The sequence below is a fragment of the Paenibacillus sp. 05T425 genome (assembly GCF_056396205.1).
Window position 1 is genome coordinate 116,645 of record NZ_JBFTLA010000005.1, and the last position, 13,093, is coordinate 129,737.

The 13,093-nt window shown below is 34.9% G+C and carries 27 protein-coding genes; 24 read left to right on the forward strand and 3 right to left on the reverse strand.

Going from position 1 to position 13,093, the window contains the following annotated elements; translation table 11 throughout:
* Positions 1 to 346: 346 nt before the first annotated feature.
* Complete coding sequence (locus AC1DF0_RS12000) at positions 347 to 580, forward strand: hypothetical protein (protein ID WP_477574098.1); 234 nt, start codon at positions 347 to 349, stop codon at positions 578 to 580.
* A gap of 83 nt (positions 581 to 663) precedes the next feature.
* Here the strand turns inward: AC1DF0_RS12000 and AC1DF0_RS12005 are convergent, their stop codons facing one another.
* Positions 664 to 921: a DUF7667 family protein gene (locus AC1DF0_RS12005; protein ID WP_477574099.1), complete on the reverse strand. Its 258-nt coding sequence runs from the start codon at positions 919 to 921 to the stop codon at positions 664 to 666.
* Between the two features lie 241 nt (positions 922 to 1,162).
* Here AC1DF0_RS12005 and AC1DF0_RS12010 point away from each other — a divergent pair, with 241 nt between their 5' ends.
* Positions 1,163 to 1,360, forward strand: a complete 198-nt coding sequence (locus AC1DF0_RS12010; RefSeq protein WP_477574388.1) for a helix-turn-helix transcriptional regulator — start codon at positions 1,163 to 1,165, stop codon at positions 1,358 to 1,360.
* A gap of 20 nt (positions 1,361 to 1,380) precedes the next feature.
* Here AC1DF0_RS12010 and AC1DF0_RS12015 read toward each other — a convergent pair whose 3' ends face one another.
* A complete protein-coding gene (locus tag AC1DF0_RS12015; RefSeq protein ID WP_477574100.1) occupies positions 1,381 to 1,881 on the reverse strand; it encodes an RsfA family transcriptional regulator in 501 nt (166 codons plus the stop codon).
* Between the two features lie 277 nt (positions 1,882 to 2,158).
* Here AC1DF0_RS12015 and AC1DF0_RS12020 point away from each other — a divergent pair, with 277 nt between their 5' ends.
* The 21 genes from AC1DF0_RS12020 to AC1DF0_RS12120 all read left to right on the forward strand — a co-directional run bounded on the left by AC1DF0_RS12020 (position 2,159) and on the right by AC1DF0_RS12120 (position 11,644).
* Positions 2,159 to 2,542 (forward strand): type II toxin-antitoxin system PemK/MazF family toxin, encoded by a 384-nt coding sequence (locus tag AC1DF0_RS12020; protein WP_477574101.1) that lies wholly within the window; start codon positions 2,159 to 2,161, stop codon positions 2,540 to 2,542.
* 392 nt (positions 2,543 to 2,934) lie between these two features.
* Positions 2,935 to 3,180, forward strand: coding sequence for a hypothetical protein (locus AC1DF0_RS12025; protein ID WP_477574102.1), 246 nt, complete (start codon positions 2,935 to 2,937; stop codon positions 3,178 to 3,180).
* A 31-nt stretch (positions 3,181 to 3,211) separates the two neighbouring features.
* Positions 3,212 to 3,448 carry a hypothetical protein gene (locus AC1DF0_RS12030; RefSeq protein WP_477574103.1) on the forward strand — a complete coding sequence of 79 codons (237 nt, stop codon included), beginning with the start codon at positions 3,212 to 3,214 and terminating at the stop codon, positions 3,446 to 3,448.
* A 264-nt stretch (positions 3,449 to 3,712) separates the two neighbouring features.
* Positions 3,713 to 4,039: a hypothetical protein gene (locus AC1DF0_RS12035; protein ID WP_477574104.1), complete on the forward strand. Its 327-nt coding sequence runs from the start codon at positions 3,713 to 3,715 to the stop codon at positions 4,037 to 4,039.
* Positions 4,040 to 4,079: 40 nt separating this feature from the next.
* The gene (locus AC1DF0_RS12040; RefSeq protein ID WP_477574105.1) at positions 4,080 to 4,223 is read left to right on the forward strand and encodes a hypothetical protein; all 144 of its coding nucleotides are present in this window, start codon (positions 4,080 to 4,082) and stop codon (positions 4,221 to 4,223) included.
* 39 nt (positions 4,224 to 4,262) lie between these two features.
* Positions 4,263 to 4,478, forward strand: coding sequence for a hypothetical protein (locus AC1DF0_RS12045; protein WP_477574106.1), 216 nt, complete (start codon positions 4,263 to 4,265; stop codon positions 4,476 to 4,478).
* Between the two features lie 19 nt (positions 4,479 to 4,497).
* Complete coding sequence (locus AC1DF0_RS12050; RefSeq protein ID WP_477574107.1) at positions 4,498 to 4,704, forward strand: hypothetical protein; 207 nt, start codon at positions 4,498 to 4,500, stop codon at positions 4,702 to 4,704.
* 30 nt (positions 4,705 to 4,734) lie between these two features.
* Complete coding sequence (locus AC1DF0_RS12055; protein WP_477574108.1) at positions 4,735 to 4,923, forward strand: hypothetical protein; 189 nt, start codon at positions 4,735 to 4,737, stop codon at positions 4,921 to 4,923.
* A 33-nt stretch (positions 4,924 to 4,956) separates the two neighbouring features.
* Positions 4,957 to 5,097: a hypothetical protein gene (locus tag AC1DF0_RS12060; protein WP_477574109.1), complete on the forward strand. Its 141-nt coding sequence runs from the start codon at positions 4,957 to 4,959 to the stop codon at positions 5,095 to 5,097.
* Between the two features lie 41 nt (positions 5,098 to 5,138).
* Positions 5,139 to 5,585: a hypothetical protein gene (locus AC1DF0_RS12065; RefSeq protein ID WP_477574110.1), complete on the forward strand. Its 447-nt coding sequence runs from the start codon at positions 5,139 to 5,141 to the stop codon at positions 5,583 to 5,585.
* 444 nt (positions 5,586 to 6,029) lie between these two features.
* Positions 6,030 to 6,443: a hypothetical protein gene (locus AC1DF0_RS12070; RefSeq protein WP_477574111.1), complete on the forward strand. Its 414-nt coding sequence runs from the start codon at positions 6,030 to 6,032 to the stop codon at positions 6,441 to 6,443.
* 25 nt (positions 6,444 to 6,468) lie between these two features.
* Positions 6,469 to 6,663, forward strand: a complete 195-nt coding sequence (locus AC1DF0_RS12075; RefSeq protein ID WP_477574112.1) for a hypothetical protein — start codon at positions 6,469 to 6,471, stop codon at positions 6,661 to 6,663.
* A gap of 138 nt (positions 6,664 to 6,801) precedes the next feature.
* On the forward strand, positions 6,802 to 7,110 hold the full coding sequence (locus AC1DF0_RS12080) for a hypothetical protein (RefSeq protein WP_477574113.1): 309 nt from the start codon (positions 6,802 to 6,804) through the stop codon (positions 7,108 to 7,110).
* Between the two features lie 28 nt (positions 7,111 to 7,138).
* Positions 7,139 to 7,396 carry a hypothetical protein gene (locus AC1DF0_RS12085; RefSeq protein ID WP_477574114.1) on the forward strand — a complete coding sequence of 86 codons (258 nt, stop codon included), beginning with the start codon at positions 7,139 to 7,141 and terminating at the stop codon, positions 7,394 to 7,396.
* Positions 7,397 to 7,423: 27 nt separating this feature from the next.
* Positions 7,424 to 7,570: a hypothetical protein gene (locus tag AC1DF0_RS12090; RefSeq protein WP_477574115.1), complete on the forward strand. Its 147-nt coding sequence runs from the start codon at positions 7,424 to 7,426 to the stop codon at positions 7,568 to 7,570.
* A gap of 22 nt (positions 7,571 to 7,592) precedes the next feature.
* On the forward strand, positions 7,593 to 7,922 hold the full coding sequence (locus tag AC1DF0_RS12095) for a hypothetical protein (RefSeq protein ID WP_477574116.1): 330 nt from the start codon (positions 7,593 to 7,595) through the stop codon (positions 7,920 to 7,922).
* Positions 7,923 to 8,039: 117 nt separating this feature from the next.
* On the forward strand, positions 8,040 to 10,082 hold the full coding sequence (locus AC1DF0_RS12100; RefSeq protein WP_477574117.1) for a hypothetical protein: 2,043 nt from the start codon (positions 8,040 to 8,042) through the stop codon (positions 10,080 to 10,082).
* A 33-nt stretch (positions 10,083 to 10,115) separates the two neighbouring features.
* Positions 10,116 to 10,502 (forward strand): hypothetical protein, encoded by a 387-nt coding sequence (locus AC1DF0_RS12105; RefSeq protein ID WP_477574118.1) that lies wholly within the window; start codon positions 10,116 to 10,118, stop codon positions 10,500 to 10,502.
* An 83-nt stretch (positions 10,503 to 10,585) separates the two neighbouring features.
* On the forward strand, positions 10,586 to 10,969 hold the full coding sequence (locus AC1DF0_RS12110) for a hypothetical protein (protein ID WP_477574119.1): 384 nt from the start codon (positions 10,586 to 10,588) through the stop codon (positions 10,967 to 10,969).
* On the forward strand, positions 10,966 to 11,181 hold the full coding sequence (locus AC1DF0_RS12115; RefSeq protein ID WP_477574120.1) for a hypothetical protein: 216 nt from the start codon (positions 10,966 to 10,968) through the stop codon (positions 11,179 to 11,181). Before AC1DF0_RS12110 ends, AC1DF0_RS12115 begins: the two co-directional genes overlap by 4 nt.
* Positions 11,141 to 11,644 (forward strand): M23 family metallopeptidase, encoded by a 504-nt coding sequence (locus AC1DF0_RS12120; protein ID WP_477574121.1) that lies wholly within the window; start codon positions 11,141 to 11,143, stop codon positions 11,642 to 11,644. The genes AC1DF0_RS12115 and AC1DF0_RS12120 overlap by 41 nt, the downstream gene beginning before the upstream one ends.
* Before the next feature lie 317 nt (positions 11,645 to 11,961).
* Here the strand turns inward: AC1DF0_RS12120 and AC1DF0_RS12125 are convergent, their stop codons facing one another.
* On the reverse strand, positions 11,962 to 12,177 hold the full coding sequence (locus tag AC1DF0_RS12125; protein ID WP_477574122.1) for a hypothetical protein: 216 nt from the start codon (positions 12,175 to 12,177) through the stop codon (positions 11,962 to 11,964).
* Between the two features lie 214 nt (positions 12,178 to 12,391).
* On the opposite strand from AC1DF0_RS12125, the gene AC1DF0_RS12130 reads away from it, so the two are divergent.
* Positions 12,392 to 13,039 (forward strand): helix-turn-helix domain-containing protein, encoded by a 648-nt coding sequence (locus tag AC1DF0_RS12130; RefSeq protein ID WP_477574123.1) that lies wholly within the window; start codon positions 12,392 to 12,394, stop codon positions 13,037 to 13,039.
* Positions 13,040 to 13,093 lie beyond the last annotated feature (54 nt).

Sequence of the window (13,093 nt, forward strand, 5' to 3'; positions counted from 1 at the left end):
GACTCTGGAGCAACGAAAAGTGTTTTAAATGGACAATAACATGTCTCCCAGCGCGAGAAAACTACATAATAAGAACAACTATATAACAAAAAAGAGGTGTCCTAATTATTTTTATTGCTGGTGCAAAATACAAAAATATTAAAGATGGAGATTATGCAATTGCTGTTATTGAGTCTCCAGATTACCCAAACCATTACCGAATGTATGATTGTAAAGGTAAATCATTCTTCGAAGTGAGCACAGATGCCTATGCTGAATGGGAACTGATAATGAATTGATTCCGATTAAATGCAAGTTTCAATTGGTGAATTTGAGTGTATAATGAATTTTAAAAGGAGTGATTAAGTTGTTAGCAAAGAAAATGGTTCAAGGTAAAGAAGTTGACATATTTTTCGTCCAGAATAAACAGGATGAGATTTTTGAATTGTCACCAAATGATGTATTAATGATTACTAGTGAAGATGGAACAAAAGATGGACTCGCTGTATTTAAAACAACAACAGATACCTATTACGCTATACATACTGAGGCTGCGACTAAGAAATTAGCTGAAAGATTAGGAGTGCCCTTTCATGAATAAAAATAATTTATTCAAAATAGAAAACCTTCACCAAATTCGATGAAGGTACATACTTTATTTAATCAAATACATCTCCATTGAAGTCAACGATCCTGAGTCGTTGGCTTTTTTAGTTTATATTCAATCTCCAGTTTATCAATTGAACAGCTAATTTCATGGAGATAGTCCATATCATCTGTCATACTTGCAATCAAAGACAAATTATAAAGGTCAGCTAATTTGTAAGCAAACGCAGCATTCAATTGCATACACTGTCGCATTTCTTCAAGCTCGATATTAGATAATTCTCTTCTTTGTTGAATTGTCCATAATTCTCCAAGTCTCCAATGAATGTGCATCATTATCAGACACCTCCAACCAATTAATTTTAAGTGCTTCGATGCAATGTTGGCATAAATCATGAACTTCGTCGGTAAAATGGATTAATGATACCTTTTCGCAATATCCACATTTCATTTTAATCATATCCTTTCGTTTTAACTCATACCATAACTTATGCAAACAATTCAGAATGTGTGCTAAGGAAACTTGAATTTAATTAAAACAGTGATTAGAAAGGGGTAACAGATGGAAATTGAAAATATGCTCAAGACAATATTATGGTCGCGAAGAATGGATCAGAAGACGTTATCGGAGATTACAGGAATAAGTAGAACAACAATAACAATGTTGGCAAATGAAAAAAGTGAACCATCATTATATAGAGCATATAGGATTGCTGAAGCATTAGAGGTGTCCGTATACGACATATGGAAAGTAAAAAAGCCTTCTGGTAATTAACCAGTAAGGCTTTTAATTTGTCATGATATTGCACCTATATCTCTTGCCTTGTTCATGATTTTTATTAGTGTTTTGTAGTCTTCTGTGAGTGATATGTCGGTATTTCGAAGTTTCGCAACTTCTTGTTCCAATTCGATAATACGATTGTCTCGATCTATCACTGCTTGTTGTAGTTGTCTGATAGTTTCAATAATCGCATTGATCGGTAATTGCTCTGTGGCAGGTGAGTAAGGTGCAGAAACAGATCTAACTGGTACAGATGCAACATTGGCCTTAGTTGCGCTGTTATGCCTTCTTTCTTCTTTTGCTAATCTAATGGAGTCATCATATCGCTTTCGTACAGTTGCGTTCCATCTAAAACCGCAAGCTGCTGAAGTACGATTTAGACGGCCTGAGACCTCTTCAAAAGCACTTAATTGCGTCGAACCAGACTTAATATGATGCAACACTGTTTGTGCTAGTATTAAGTCATCTGACGGACTCCAAGAGTCCTTACGATCCAATGTATTCTCCTCATTCATAAGATTCCTCCGATGTATGGTATATTTTAATCATAGACCGAGAACAATGAAAATATACATATATTGAAAAGATGAAAATTATATAGAAAAAAATATCGGAAGTCAAGACAAGATTATATGCTTCATGTTTATCTTGACAAGGCATAAAAAGGAACAAATGTTCGACTATACTTAAAGTGAAAAATGAATTATAATCAAAACAGGAAATAAGATAATTATAAAAATGAGTCAATGGTACTAATATAAAGATAAAACAAAGAAACGGGAGTGTGCGAATATGTGGGTGAGAAGAGGAGAGATTTGGTTTGCAGACATGAGTCTTGCGGTGGGATCTGAGCAGGCTGGAGAGAGACCTGTACTCGTACTAAGTAACGAGCAGTGCAATAAATTTGCTCCAGTTGTCATTGTATGTTCAATCACTTCCCAAGTTAAAAAAATGTTGCCTACACACGTAGAATTGAATCTAAAAGAACAAAGCATAGCGATGCTCGAACAATTGAGAACAATTGATAAGGCCAKACTATTACATAAATTATGTGATATTGATATTGAAACGCAAATGAAAGTGGAAATGGCTTTAATGATTAGTGTTGGATTGTATGACTACATGCCAGTTAAGAAGACATTTGAAAACCGAAATGAAATACTCTGCTCAGTCTAAGATAAAATAAAGTTAAATTATAAGAAGAGGATGGGGTTACTATGTTTTTAGTTGTTGGAAAAGGAACATATCTAAAGGATGCGCTCATTAGTAAACTTGGAGAATGGGGAATTCAAAATGCATTATCAGTTGTTAATGAAGCTGAACGAAAAGGAAGGAGCACAGTCGATACACATAAAATATTGTTAGTGAGATAAACGATACGATGTAGGGGACGTGTTGAAAGTGCTCTTCTTGAATTTCATTTGGTGTGATAGTTGATAATTGGTTGTTGATCCTCAAGTGGATTGGCAACCTCTTTTGTTTTTCAAATAATAAATTAAATATGGAAAATAGTTGTTGCGTTTTATAGTTGTAAATGATAAGATGTAAATATCAAAAGAACAACAAAATTGAATTTGATTAGAGGCGTTGAAACTATATTTTTATTGGGTGGTGATTATGTTGGAAAAGAAACTTTTAGAAAAGTAATTGGCTTCGGTGGATGGGGTTTAGTAGACGACTTACAACTTATCAAGGATTGTGAACTGCACAAAGAATCAAAATTGTTCAATCAGCACTATGATAATCTGCTTTCTGGTGAGTCTGTATTCGTTGGCGCTTTTACGAAATACAGAATGATTGAGATTCCTGACTAGAATAAAATGATCCTTTCAATGGGGGTGAAAAATGATGAGCAGATATGTGATTCAAGTCGAAGATAAATTCATTCAATGGTGTAACATTCTTAGTGAAGAAGGAATTGTTAGTATCGGTAAAGTTGGGGCTTATACAGATAAGTTGATTGATGCCAGAGTTTTTGATGATTATGAGAAAGAAGAAGATATATCAGCTTGGGAAACATTCTTCAAATCAAAACATGGTGAAGGATTCGAGTACAAGGAAATTGAATTTGTTATTAAATGATTTTACCAAAGGAGATGATGGCTTGAAAAAGGTACTGGAATACACAAACGTTACATATTACTATGACTCCAGAGAAGAACGAGATGAGCATGTCATAGAAATGGAGGCCGAAGGTTGGGAGTGCAACGGTCAAATTCGAGAGTCACCTTCGCTTCACAGTAACGAATCATTCTGGTGTGGTAAATTTACAAAGAGAACTGTCTAAAAAGTAGCCGAAGAGAAATACAGAAGTTAAAATGAATATTTTAAAGGGAGTGATTACGGATGAAATACATATTAACTCTTTATGAAGGCTTGACCGAGAAGGAATTATTGGTGACTAATGATAGACACTTGGCCGAAGACATGTTAGAAGAACAGTGGAGGAAAATAACTGGAAACCAGTGGCTGCGGCTTACTGATGGATTCGGATCGTCAACTAGAGAGGCTTTAATTGATAAACCTTTGAACGATTGGGAAAATGATCGCATAGAACTTCTTAAAAATCAAAAATTTGATATTAAGCGAAATGGCGATGCGACTTTGTTAATTAGAGGATTAATCGAAGAAGTTGAAATTAACAATAGATTGAATGTGCTACTAAGACAATAAAAGGAATCTTGTATTGGGTCTAAAAAAGGAGGAATTAAGAATGAGTCAATTGAGAAGAATTCAAAAGTTACAAGACGAGGGAATGACTTATGAAGAAGCTTATGACGCAGTAATGGAAAGTGATCATTATGCAAATCACATTTACTTTGAACAGCAAAAAGATTACGAAGAAGGTTTAGCATAGGGCGTTGTAAGAAGTATTTCAAGAGAAGGGTTGCTGGCTATGACATTTAAAGTGCAAAAGAAATCAGATGAGACTGGAAAATATTTTGATGTCTACAACGTCAAAGGAGAAGATAAAATCGAGTTTCTTATCATTATTGATGAAAAAGGATGGTTCTGGGTTAATGCTCAAGACTTCATTCCTTTCAAGCCGAATAAGATTATTGATTCGAATAATAAAAAGAAAGTTAAAGAAAAAATGATCAGAATGAAATAAGTCATTTAACGGAAGAGAGATGAACAAAAAAATGGATAAAAATCATGTTCTTGCAGTATTTAGCCTAGCCAGTTTTGCCTTTATATCTCCAAGAGGGCTGAATGAAAATGAGAAGAAACTGTTAGCCGATGCATTTGAATCGTTAGATATAGAAGACGATATGGTGAGAATTTATATAGTAAATATGTACACCGATCTATTTAATTACATCATGGAAGGGCAATGAAAGAGCGATTTTAAGGGGTGGCGATATGTTTTGAAAGTTTATTATGCAGAAGTTAAAGCGCTGCAAGATACTAAATATCATATTGTAACTGCACAAAACGAAGAACACGCAAAAGAGTTGATTGACGATTTTTGGTTTAATGATAAGAACACTGAATTGATAGATATAACAGAATTATCTTATTGTGGTGTTCAAATGACTAAACATGAATTAGCATAAAAAATTTTTAATTCTATAACAGGAGGTAATAAAATGTACGGTAAAAATGTTATCTTGGATTTAGGCGATGATATTGTTTGTGAGGTTTTTGTTTTATGTACACCAGACACAACTGAAGAAGAGTTGCGAGAACGAGCCATTAAGAAGTTGATGAATAKGTTAAATTATAAATAAACAATGAAAAGCAATTTCATTCCAAATAACAGGAGGATACTATGATGAGTACAAATTTCTATTTCAGAAACAAGGAAGAATATGCGAAGCATGACGAGGCTAATAAGAAAGTGCTCGATAAAATTGTTACAATTATCAATGACATCAAAATGATTGTTAATGATGAAGATGAAATTCAAGATATTCAATGGAAACTTGAAAATGCCGCATATATCGGATATGAGAGAATACATATTGGCAAACGTTCAATGGGCTGGATACCTCTATTCGAGAAACAAGAAGGACTATTTTCCACTGTGGCAGAGTTGAAGAACTTTTATGAGCAAAATATTGAAAAGTACAATATCATCAATGAATATAACGAAGTTTTTGATTGGGATGGGTTATTTGATGAATTAATTAGTTGGAAAGGTGAAAGAGACAGTCGAGGTAGTGATGTATATAAAGATTCAGAGGGTTACAGTTGGGCGCGATATGAGTTCTCATAAATGGTCATAAAAAGCAGATTTTAAGGGGATGTGATTCTATGGAAACAGTAAAAGAACATATTAATAGAATTAAAGAAGACAATCATACAAAAGTCTACTATAGATTTAATGAGTATGGTGATACTGTACAGCATATTGAACTATTTCTACATGAATTCAGTTCCTTTAGGATCGGCCTAAATGGTGAATTTATAAAACCTGACGGAAAAGTTCTACATAGTTGTTTTATAAAAAGAACAGGGTAAAATAAAATGAATTTGAGGTGATTAAAATGGGCGAAGCAGCTCGTAGGAAACAAGTTGGCAACACTACTCCAGATCCAAAGTGGAAGAGGAAAAAGAAGATGACTAAAAGAGATATTCAAAATTTATCCAACGAGATTTTAAGCGATATGATGTTTACGTATAAAGATAGAATAACAAAGCTCTAGAGGAGATGATTAATATGAAAATTGAAAATAGCGGATTCAGAATCAGATTTATTGAAAGAGATTATCTATTCAATATTATTAAATCATCAGCAGAATACATAACAGACGAACAAATATACTCTGAAATTGACCAGCAGCCTAATCTATGCGATGTAACATTCAACTTTATTCCGCATGGTTCAGGGTTCGCGACTCGTATATTCGACAATGATACGGATAACGAAATATCTCTAGATGATCTAAACCCAGTCGCTAATAACTTTTATCTTCAGCAAGTGAAAATGATTTCCACACTACAAGCCAAGGCGCGTATGGCACTCATTGAAGAGAAGAAAATTGATACAAGAGTAGAAAAATCAATAAACAAGATTAGAGAAATCTTAAGCAAAGAATCAAATAAAAGAAACAAATTTAAAATAGCACAATAAATAAAAGAATGGAGTACTTGACCTTATGAATATAATTAAATATGCCGAATCCGAATTGAATTTAACCCTGAGCAATTTCCAAAAAGATATCTTAGAAATCCTAGTCTCAGATCCTGATGCATTTCAACGTAAACTAAAACCTGCGACACATGATGTGCGTTTGGCACTAGATGTCTACTCAAAATGGAAAGAACTACAGAATAGCCTTGTGGCCTGTTAGGGAGGAGAGATGTATATGTTGGAATATATATTGATTGGAATATGCTTTTTGCCACTAGTTATCGGAGCAATTGTTAATGTAAGAAGTAAATTGAGACGATAAAATTGTTCTTTCATCTACTATAGAGAGGAGTCGACAATGAAAATAATCTGTGCAGGTTGTTCAGCAGAATTATCTTTTATGAATATAAGGAGATTAGCTGATCTGGATGGTAACAGGTTAGGCTCTTATTGTAAAACTTGCTTTCCAGCTGCTGAACATGAAATTCAGAAAGAAAGATTTGTCGAAGAGTATAAGGGTAATAAGATTTATTCTCTGGATGGTAAGTTCACACCATATTGGGGTTGTTGGTACTATTTTAAAAGCCTAGAGGATACGAAAGCTAGAATTGACAATAGCTATCAGGCTTATGTTGATGCAGAAATGTTTCGGTTCTTGAACAAATGAAATCACTATTTCAATGGAGGAATATAAGATGAAAAATATGATTATTAAAATACAAGGCAATGATAATAGTGATTTTATGACTTATGAAGAAAGAAATCTTTATGAGCAGGCATGGGCAACCATTAACACTATTAATGAAAATGTTAGACTTAAGAAAGAGAATTTATATCTCCAGAAGAAACTTAAAGAACATGAAAATAGAATTGATGAACAGTTGAAAGGCAATATTCAATGGGCAGGAAACATGCTTGGCACATTATTAAATGCTACTGAGAAAATTAAATAAAATCGGTATTTGATTGGGGTGAAGTAGATGCATGATGAGGAGACCTTGTTACAAGCTATGGATAATTACTTTAAAAATACACCAAAAGAGCAGATCCTTATAGATATGATTGAAGCTGCTGGTGGTGAAGATAGGTTTCTTGAAGTCTTCGAAGAGGTTAAAGAAAGTGAATAAAATTGATGAGGAGTGATATGGGTTGACACAATGGTCTGAAGAATATCCACATGAACTACATGCAAATGTTCTATTACTTGACAATAAGATTGAATGTTGGAAAACAGGCGATACCAAAGCTGAAGATTATTGGCCTTTTCGAGCACGCTGGAAAAAAGGTAGGTTTGGATTCGATAGCAATGACGGAATTCAAGTATTCAATATGGGCGATTATACAGTAAAATCAAAAACTTGGATCGTAAATAATTCTCAGGAGCATAATGAAGTGTTTACAATACACGCTCCAATTTGGTATCGAAATTGGGAACACGCAGATGATTACGAATTGGGAAGGGCTTATGAAAGGGAATGAAACTCGTCTTTCATTAGGGAGGGAGCTAGGTGATTAGGTCGCCTTGTAATTAAATTAGATACATAAATTATAAATAAAAAGTATAAACCATAATAAAAATAAAGGGAGAATGATGAAATGGAATTCAAACAGATGAGGACGTTACTGCAAGCAAACTTTAAAGAAATTACATCTGATGCAACAAAACTGTTCGAGGTGGAGTTGGATAAAGATGAGTTGTGGAATTTGTACCTAGACAGCTTCCCAGAAGGAACAAACAATATTTTCAGGACACGTCGAGAATATGATGGAAGTTATGATAGAAGTTTTGTCAGGAACTTTGGTAATGTTGTTGTTATCAAAAACAACCAAGTGAAAACGATTTGGGATTTTGAAACCAATGATGATAAATTTCAACCTGTGCTGGATGCTCTAAATAAATTCATTCTTTCAAAAACTGTTTCCGATGTACATGTGAGCAAACTAAAGAAAATTGGAGTAGATAAGAACTTCGAACACACTGATGGAAAAACTATCGAGTGGAATCACTTCTATCTTGAATTACCTGATCAGTTTGTTGATAAAAGTAATAAATCAGAAGCTGAAATTCAAGGCGGTTATCGAGATACGCGCAACGTGTTTAAGCGTTCATTGGACGAAATTACAGAAGAAAGCCTACTTACTGTGCTGGAGCTGATTTCGCAAAACTCCCTTTATAAAGGGGAAGAATGGAAAGGTGCTCTTAGTGAGTTTTTGAATCTTAAGAAAGCATATGACAAACTCTCCTCACAATCTGAAGAGGTTAACTATGCTTGGGAGCAATCAGTTAAGGTGGGAGGTGCTATTGGTAGAATTAGAAACCATAGTATTGGTACATTACTGATTAATATAAGTGAAGGTATGGATCTAGATACCGCAGTTAGAAAATATGAGATTATTGTTGCACCTACAAATTATAAGAGACCAAAGGCAATTTTTACTCAAAAGATGCTTAATGATGCTAAGAAAACCATTGAAGAATTAGGTTATTTGGAGGCATTGAGTAGAAGACACGCAACTCTAGATGACATTACAGTGAACAATATTCTATTCTCAAATAAGGATTCCGCTAAGAGAGTTCAGGGTGCAAATGTTTTTGATGAAATGTCAAAGGCAATTACTGTTAATCCTAAAAAATTTTCTAGGGTTGATGAAGTTTCGATTGAATCGTTTATTGAAAACATTCTCCCTACTGCAAATGAACTAGAAGTGTTCTTTGAGAATAAACATTCGAGCAATATGGTTTCCTTGGTTGCCCCAGAGAACAAAGACATTCAGTCGATGTTTAAATGGAATAATGGATTCAGTTGGGCATATTCAGGAAATATTACAGACAGTTCCATGAAAGAGAATGTCAAGTCAGCAGGTGGTAGCGTTGATGGGGTATTACGATTCTCCATTCAATGGAATGATGGTGAGTATGATGGTAATGATTTAGATGCTCACTGTATCGAACCTAGAGGAAATGAGATCTATTATGGTCGAAAGCAGAACTCAAAAACTACTGGACAATTGGACGTTGATATTATGAATCCTAATAGAAATCAAGTGGCGGTTGAGAATATTACGTGGCATGATCTGAAAAGGATGGAAGAAGGGACATATAAATTCTTTGTCCATAACTACGCTCACAGAGGCGGTAGAACGGGATTCAAGGCAGAGATTGAATTTGATGGTCAAATATTCTCCTTTGACTATGCAAAGGAATTACGAGATGAAGAAAGAGTTCAGGTTGCAGAAGTGACCTTTAGTAAATCTAATGGGTTCACCATTCAAGAGAAACTTCCGTCAAACGTATCTTCAAGGGAAGTTTKGGGACTTAAAACTAATCAGTTTGTACCAGCAGCGGTAGTATGCTATTCACCAAACTATTGGGATGAGCAACACGGGATTGGTCACAGGCATTATTTCTTTATGATGAAAGATTGTATTAATCCTGAGTCACCTAATGGTTTTTATAATGAATTCCTAAAGGAAGAACTTATGCAGCATAAGCGAGTATTCGAAGCTTTAGGTGGTAAGATGGCTGTGAAGGTAGTAGATGATCAGTTGAGTGGTCTTGGTTTCAGTTCAACTAAACGTAACGATTTACTTGTAAAGGTTAAAGGGCAAACAGAACGAGTTATTAAAATCAAGTTTTAAAAAAATAAACATATTAAAAGGAGAAATGTTAAAATGACAAACAATAATTTCGAGGTAGCAGTACGCAATAAAATGCGGTTTCCGTTTAAAGGCTTGGTTTCTGTAGAGGATCTTTGGGATCTAAGTGTGGAGAATCTGGATTCGGTTTTCAAGACATTGAATAGCCATCTGAAAACTGTTAAAGAAGAGAGTCTTCTTAACACAAAAACTAAAGCAGATAAAGAGTTGGATATTAAAATTGAAATTGTGAAATACATTGTAGGAATCAAGTTAGCAGAGAAAGAAGCTCATTTAAATGCAAAAACGAAACGCGAAGAAAAGCAAAAGCTTTTTGAAGTTCTTTCTCGCAAAGAGAACGAAGAGTTAGAAAGTAAGTCTACTGACGAGATAAAAGCCATGATTGAAGCGCTAGGAGATTAATGTAAGCATTAAACATGTGGGCATAATTCATACAGAACTATGCCCACATGAAATTCGTATTTCATAAGGAGAGTAGATATAGGGTGGATCGTCTAAAAGAATGGGAAGATTGGTTGGATAGCGAAGAAGGTAAGGCGATGATTCAACAAGCAGTTGAAGAGATGGACGCAGAAGAAGAACTAGCTGCAAAACTTGAAGAGGTAAGCACTCTTGTCTACAGAGATGGTCAGAAAGTAATGCGTGGAGATGTCTTTATTGACGAATACCATGAGCAACTTGAAGAAAACCCCTATGGTGTAACTTCACACGTTCACCGTATTAACGATGACGGTACTATTGATAATTGCTTTTCAAGTTGCTATGCATGGAAGGCGAATAATTATCAGTTTGTGTCCGAACGGAGTAGATTAATTCGGAGAAATGGAAAGTTGCTGAATCCGATGTATGACTCAATAGTAGTCAAATGACGATAAAATCCGCATTTCAACCTAGAATGAAAGGAGATTATAACATCAGCAGATTTAGAAAAATAACAAGTGAAATTGAAGTTAAAGAAAGTAAGAAACAAAAACTTCAAATGGAATTAAAAGAAATTGATGAGGATTTAAATAAGTTATATGAATTGCAAGATTACTATTTTGAAGAAGAAATTGATTCAGTTGACTATGATAGTCATTGAAAGTCTTGTTTTATTACCTGAGCATCATAAGGAGTTGAGCGGTGTGAAGATTTCAATATCGCCCACAGGTACTGTCACATCTAAGTACGGCTCAATTGAAGCCGTGAGGGACTTTAAACCCCATCGAGGGATAGACTTCGCTTGTGGGACTGGAGATCCCATTCATTCTTTAACAGATGGAGTGGTTGTGAAGATTACTGATGCGTCAATAACTTCACTCGGTAATGGAGTTTTTATTAGAACGGCTCAAGGATATCAATTTATTTATGGTMACGCATCAAAGATTCTTGTGAGTCTTGGAGAGAAAATCCATAAAGGTGATGTAATAGCAAAATGTGGCTCGACAGGCCACAGCACAGGCAGCCATCTTCATTTCGGGGCACTGGATAAGTTGGGTCATTACATTGATCCAAAAGAAGCACTGGAACAGCTACGAAGCATTCTGGGAGCTATAATCAATTGATATAAATTAAAAATCAAATACACCTACTTTATACATAGAAACAGTCATCCTAGACAAATACTATGAAAGTAGGCGAATGAAATGACCAAAGCCAAGCGTTATTGTATTCAAAAGTTGGAGACACACGACAAGGACAAACGACTTACTACTTGGAAGGATACGAAGAAATGCAGTGAGAATTTAGAGGCCTTGAAAATGCTATGCCCATCGAGAACTCATAGAATATTTGATCGAACAAACGGGAGAGTTGTTTTTGAACCTTAACGAGCTGAAAACCTGCAAGAGTGAGGGTGCTCTTTGCAGGTAGGGAGATGAATCTATTTATCTTGTATCCATTCAAATTTTAAGCTGTCACACAAGAGATAGTGCTGTTTATCATTTCTATCGTACAAATCTGCTTCCATTCGAGTAATCATCTTCTCATTAAAAATTGATTCTGCATATAACAATGCTGCCTGTTGAGAATCAGCCTTTACTTTAAATTCGATAGGCAGCAGTATCCTTCCTTGAACAGTGTAAATTCTTCTTTCCATCTTCTTATCATCTCCCAATGACGTTTAAGTTGTTGTGTTGGACTAGCGATGAACTGAGTATAGCATAGGGTATTTAAAATAGCAAGAACACATGTTCGTGTATCTTTTCGAACATTTTTAGTTACATACTGTATCTCTATTAACTTAAAAATATAATTGATTTTACATGTAACAAATGGTAAAATGAGGGTATCACTTAGGGGGAGTATTTCTAATGAATGAATCAACTAACTACGATTATAATCATTGGAGAAAAATGAGGATAGAGAAGAAAATACAATTGACTGGAGACCTCTCGGATTATGTTGGATGTAGCTACAACCACATAAGTAGATGGGAACATCAGCCTGATGTTCATCCAATGAAAGAAGATAAGATTGAACGATACATTACATTTATTAACGCCTTCCCCAGTAGCCCACCAGTAATCGAAGTAGCCAAAGTCGAAGAGATTGAGGTAAACAGGGTTGATTGGAGCGAGTTTGATGAATTTGTCCAGAATAATACTGAATATATCTCACTTAAGGAGCTCTCGATCAAGTTTGGGATCTTATTAGAATCAATCCGTTACAGACTTATTAAATTTGGGATATATGATAACTTTAAATATAAGAACAGAAACAACTTTAGCGCTCAAGTAGATATTAAGGATGTACAGTATCGTTTCATTGTAATTGATAAGGTAAGAGAACTGAGGAAAAAGATAAAAGTATCGCAAAAAGAACTCGCCGAGAATCTCGGTGTTACTGCACAGCAAATAAGCTTTTGGGAAGTGAACGGTGGTAGGTTTCCAATCAAGTATGAAGACGCTCTTAAGACCAAGTTGAGCTTAACTGATGAAGATTATAAATACGGACAATAAAAACCTAATTTTATGGTGACTGGTGGTGATTAAATGACGTTCTTTCATTGGATC

Excerpts from the sequence above, each read along its gene's own strand:
- AC1DF0_RS12005 (WP_477574099.1), bottom strand. The coding sequence starts at position 921 with ATGATGCACATTCATTGGAGACTTGGAGAATTATGGACAATTCAACAA.
- AC1DF0_RS12010 (WP_477574388.1), top strand. The coding sequence starts at position 1,163 with ATGCTCAAGACAATATTATGGTCGCGAAGAATGGATCAGAAGACGTTA.
- AC1DF0_RS12015 (WP_477574100.1), bottom strand. The coding sequence starts at position 1,881 with ATGAATGAGGAGAATACATTGGATCGTAAGGACTCTTGGAGTCCGTCA.
- AC1DF0_RS12030 (WP_477574103.1), top strand. The coding sequence starts at position 3,212 with ATGATGAGCAGATATGTGATTCAAGTCGAAGATAAATTCATTCAATGG.
- AC1DF0_RS12035 (WP_477574104.1), top strand. The coding sequence starts at position 3,713 with ATGAAATACATATTAACTCTTTATGAAGGCTTGACCGAGAAGGAATTA.
- AC1DF0_RS12040 (WP_477574105.1), top strand. The coding sequence starts at position 4,080 with ATGAGTCAATTGAGAAGAATTCAAAAGTTACAAGACGAGGGAATGACT.
- AC1DF0_RS12045 (WP_477574106.1), top strand. The coding sequence starts at position 4,263 with ATGACATTTAAAGTGCAAAAGAAATCAGATGAGACTGGAAAATATTTT.
- AC1DF0_RS12050 (WP_477574107.1), top strand. The coding sequence starts at position 4,498 with ATGAACAAAAAAATGGATAAAAATCATGTTCTTGCAGTATTTAGCCTA.
- AC1DF0_RS12065 (WP_477574110.1), top strand. The coding sequence starts at position 5,139 with ATGATGAGTACAAATTTCTATTTCAGAAACAAGGAAGAATATGCGAAG.
- AC1DF0_RS12070 (WP_477574111.1), top strand. The coding sequence starts at position 6,030 with ATGAAAATTGAAAATAGCGGATTCAGAATCAGATTTATTGAAAGAGAT.
- AC1DF0_RS12075 (WP_477574112.1), top strand. The coding sequence starts at position 6,469 with ATGAATATAATTAAATATGCCGAATCCGAATTGAATTTAACCCTGAGC.
- AC1DF0_RS12080 (WP_477574113.1), top strand. The coding sequence starts at position 6,802 with ATGAAAATAATCTGTGCAGGTTGTTCAGCAGAATTATCTTTTATGAAT.
- AC1DF0_RS12085 (WP_477574114.1), top strand. The coding sequence starts at position 7,139 with ATGAAAAATATGATTATTAAAATACAAGGCAATGATAATAGTGATTTT.
- AC1DF0_RS12090 (WP_477574115.1), top strand. The coding sequence starts at position 7,424 with ATGCATGATGAGGAGACCTTGTTACAAGCTATGGATAATTACTTTAAA.
- AC1DF0_RS12105 (WP_477574118.1), top strand. The coding sequence starts at position 10,116 with ATGACAAACAATAATTTCGAGGTAGCAGTACGCAATAAAATGCGGTTT.
- AC1DF0_RS12115 (WP_477574120.1), top strand. The coding sequence starts at position 10,966 with ATGACGATAAAATCCGCATTTCAACCTAGAATGAAAGGAGATTATAAC.
- AC1DF0_RS12125 (WP_477574122.1), bottom strand. The coding sequence starts at position 12,177 with ATGGAAAGAAGAATTTACACTGTTCAAGGAAGGATACTGCTGCCTATC.
- AC1DF0_RS12130 (WP_477574123.1), top strand. The coding sequence starts at position 12,392 with ATGAATGAATCAACTAACTACGATTATAATCATTGGAGAAAAATGAGG.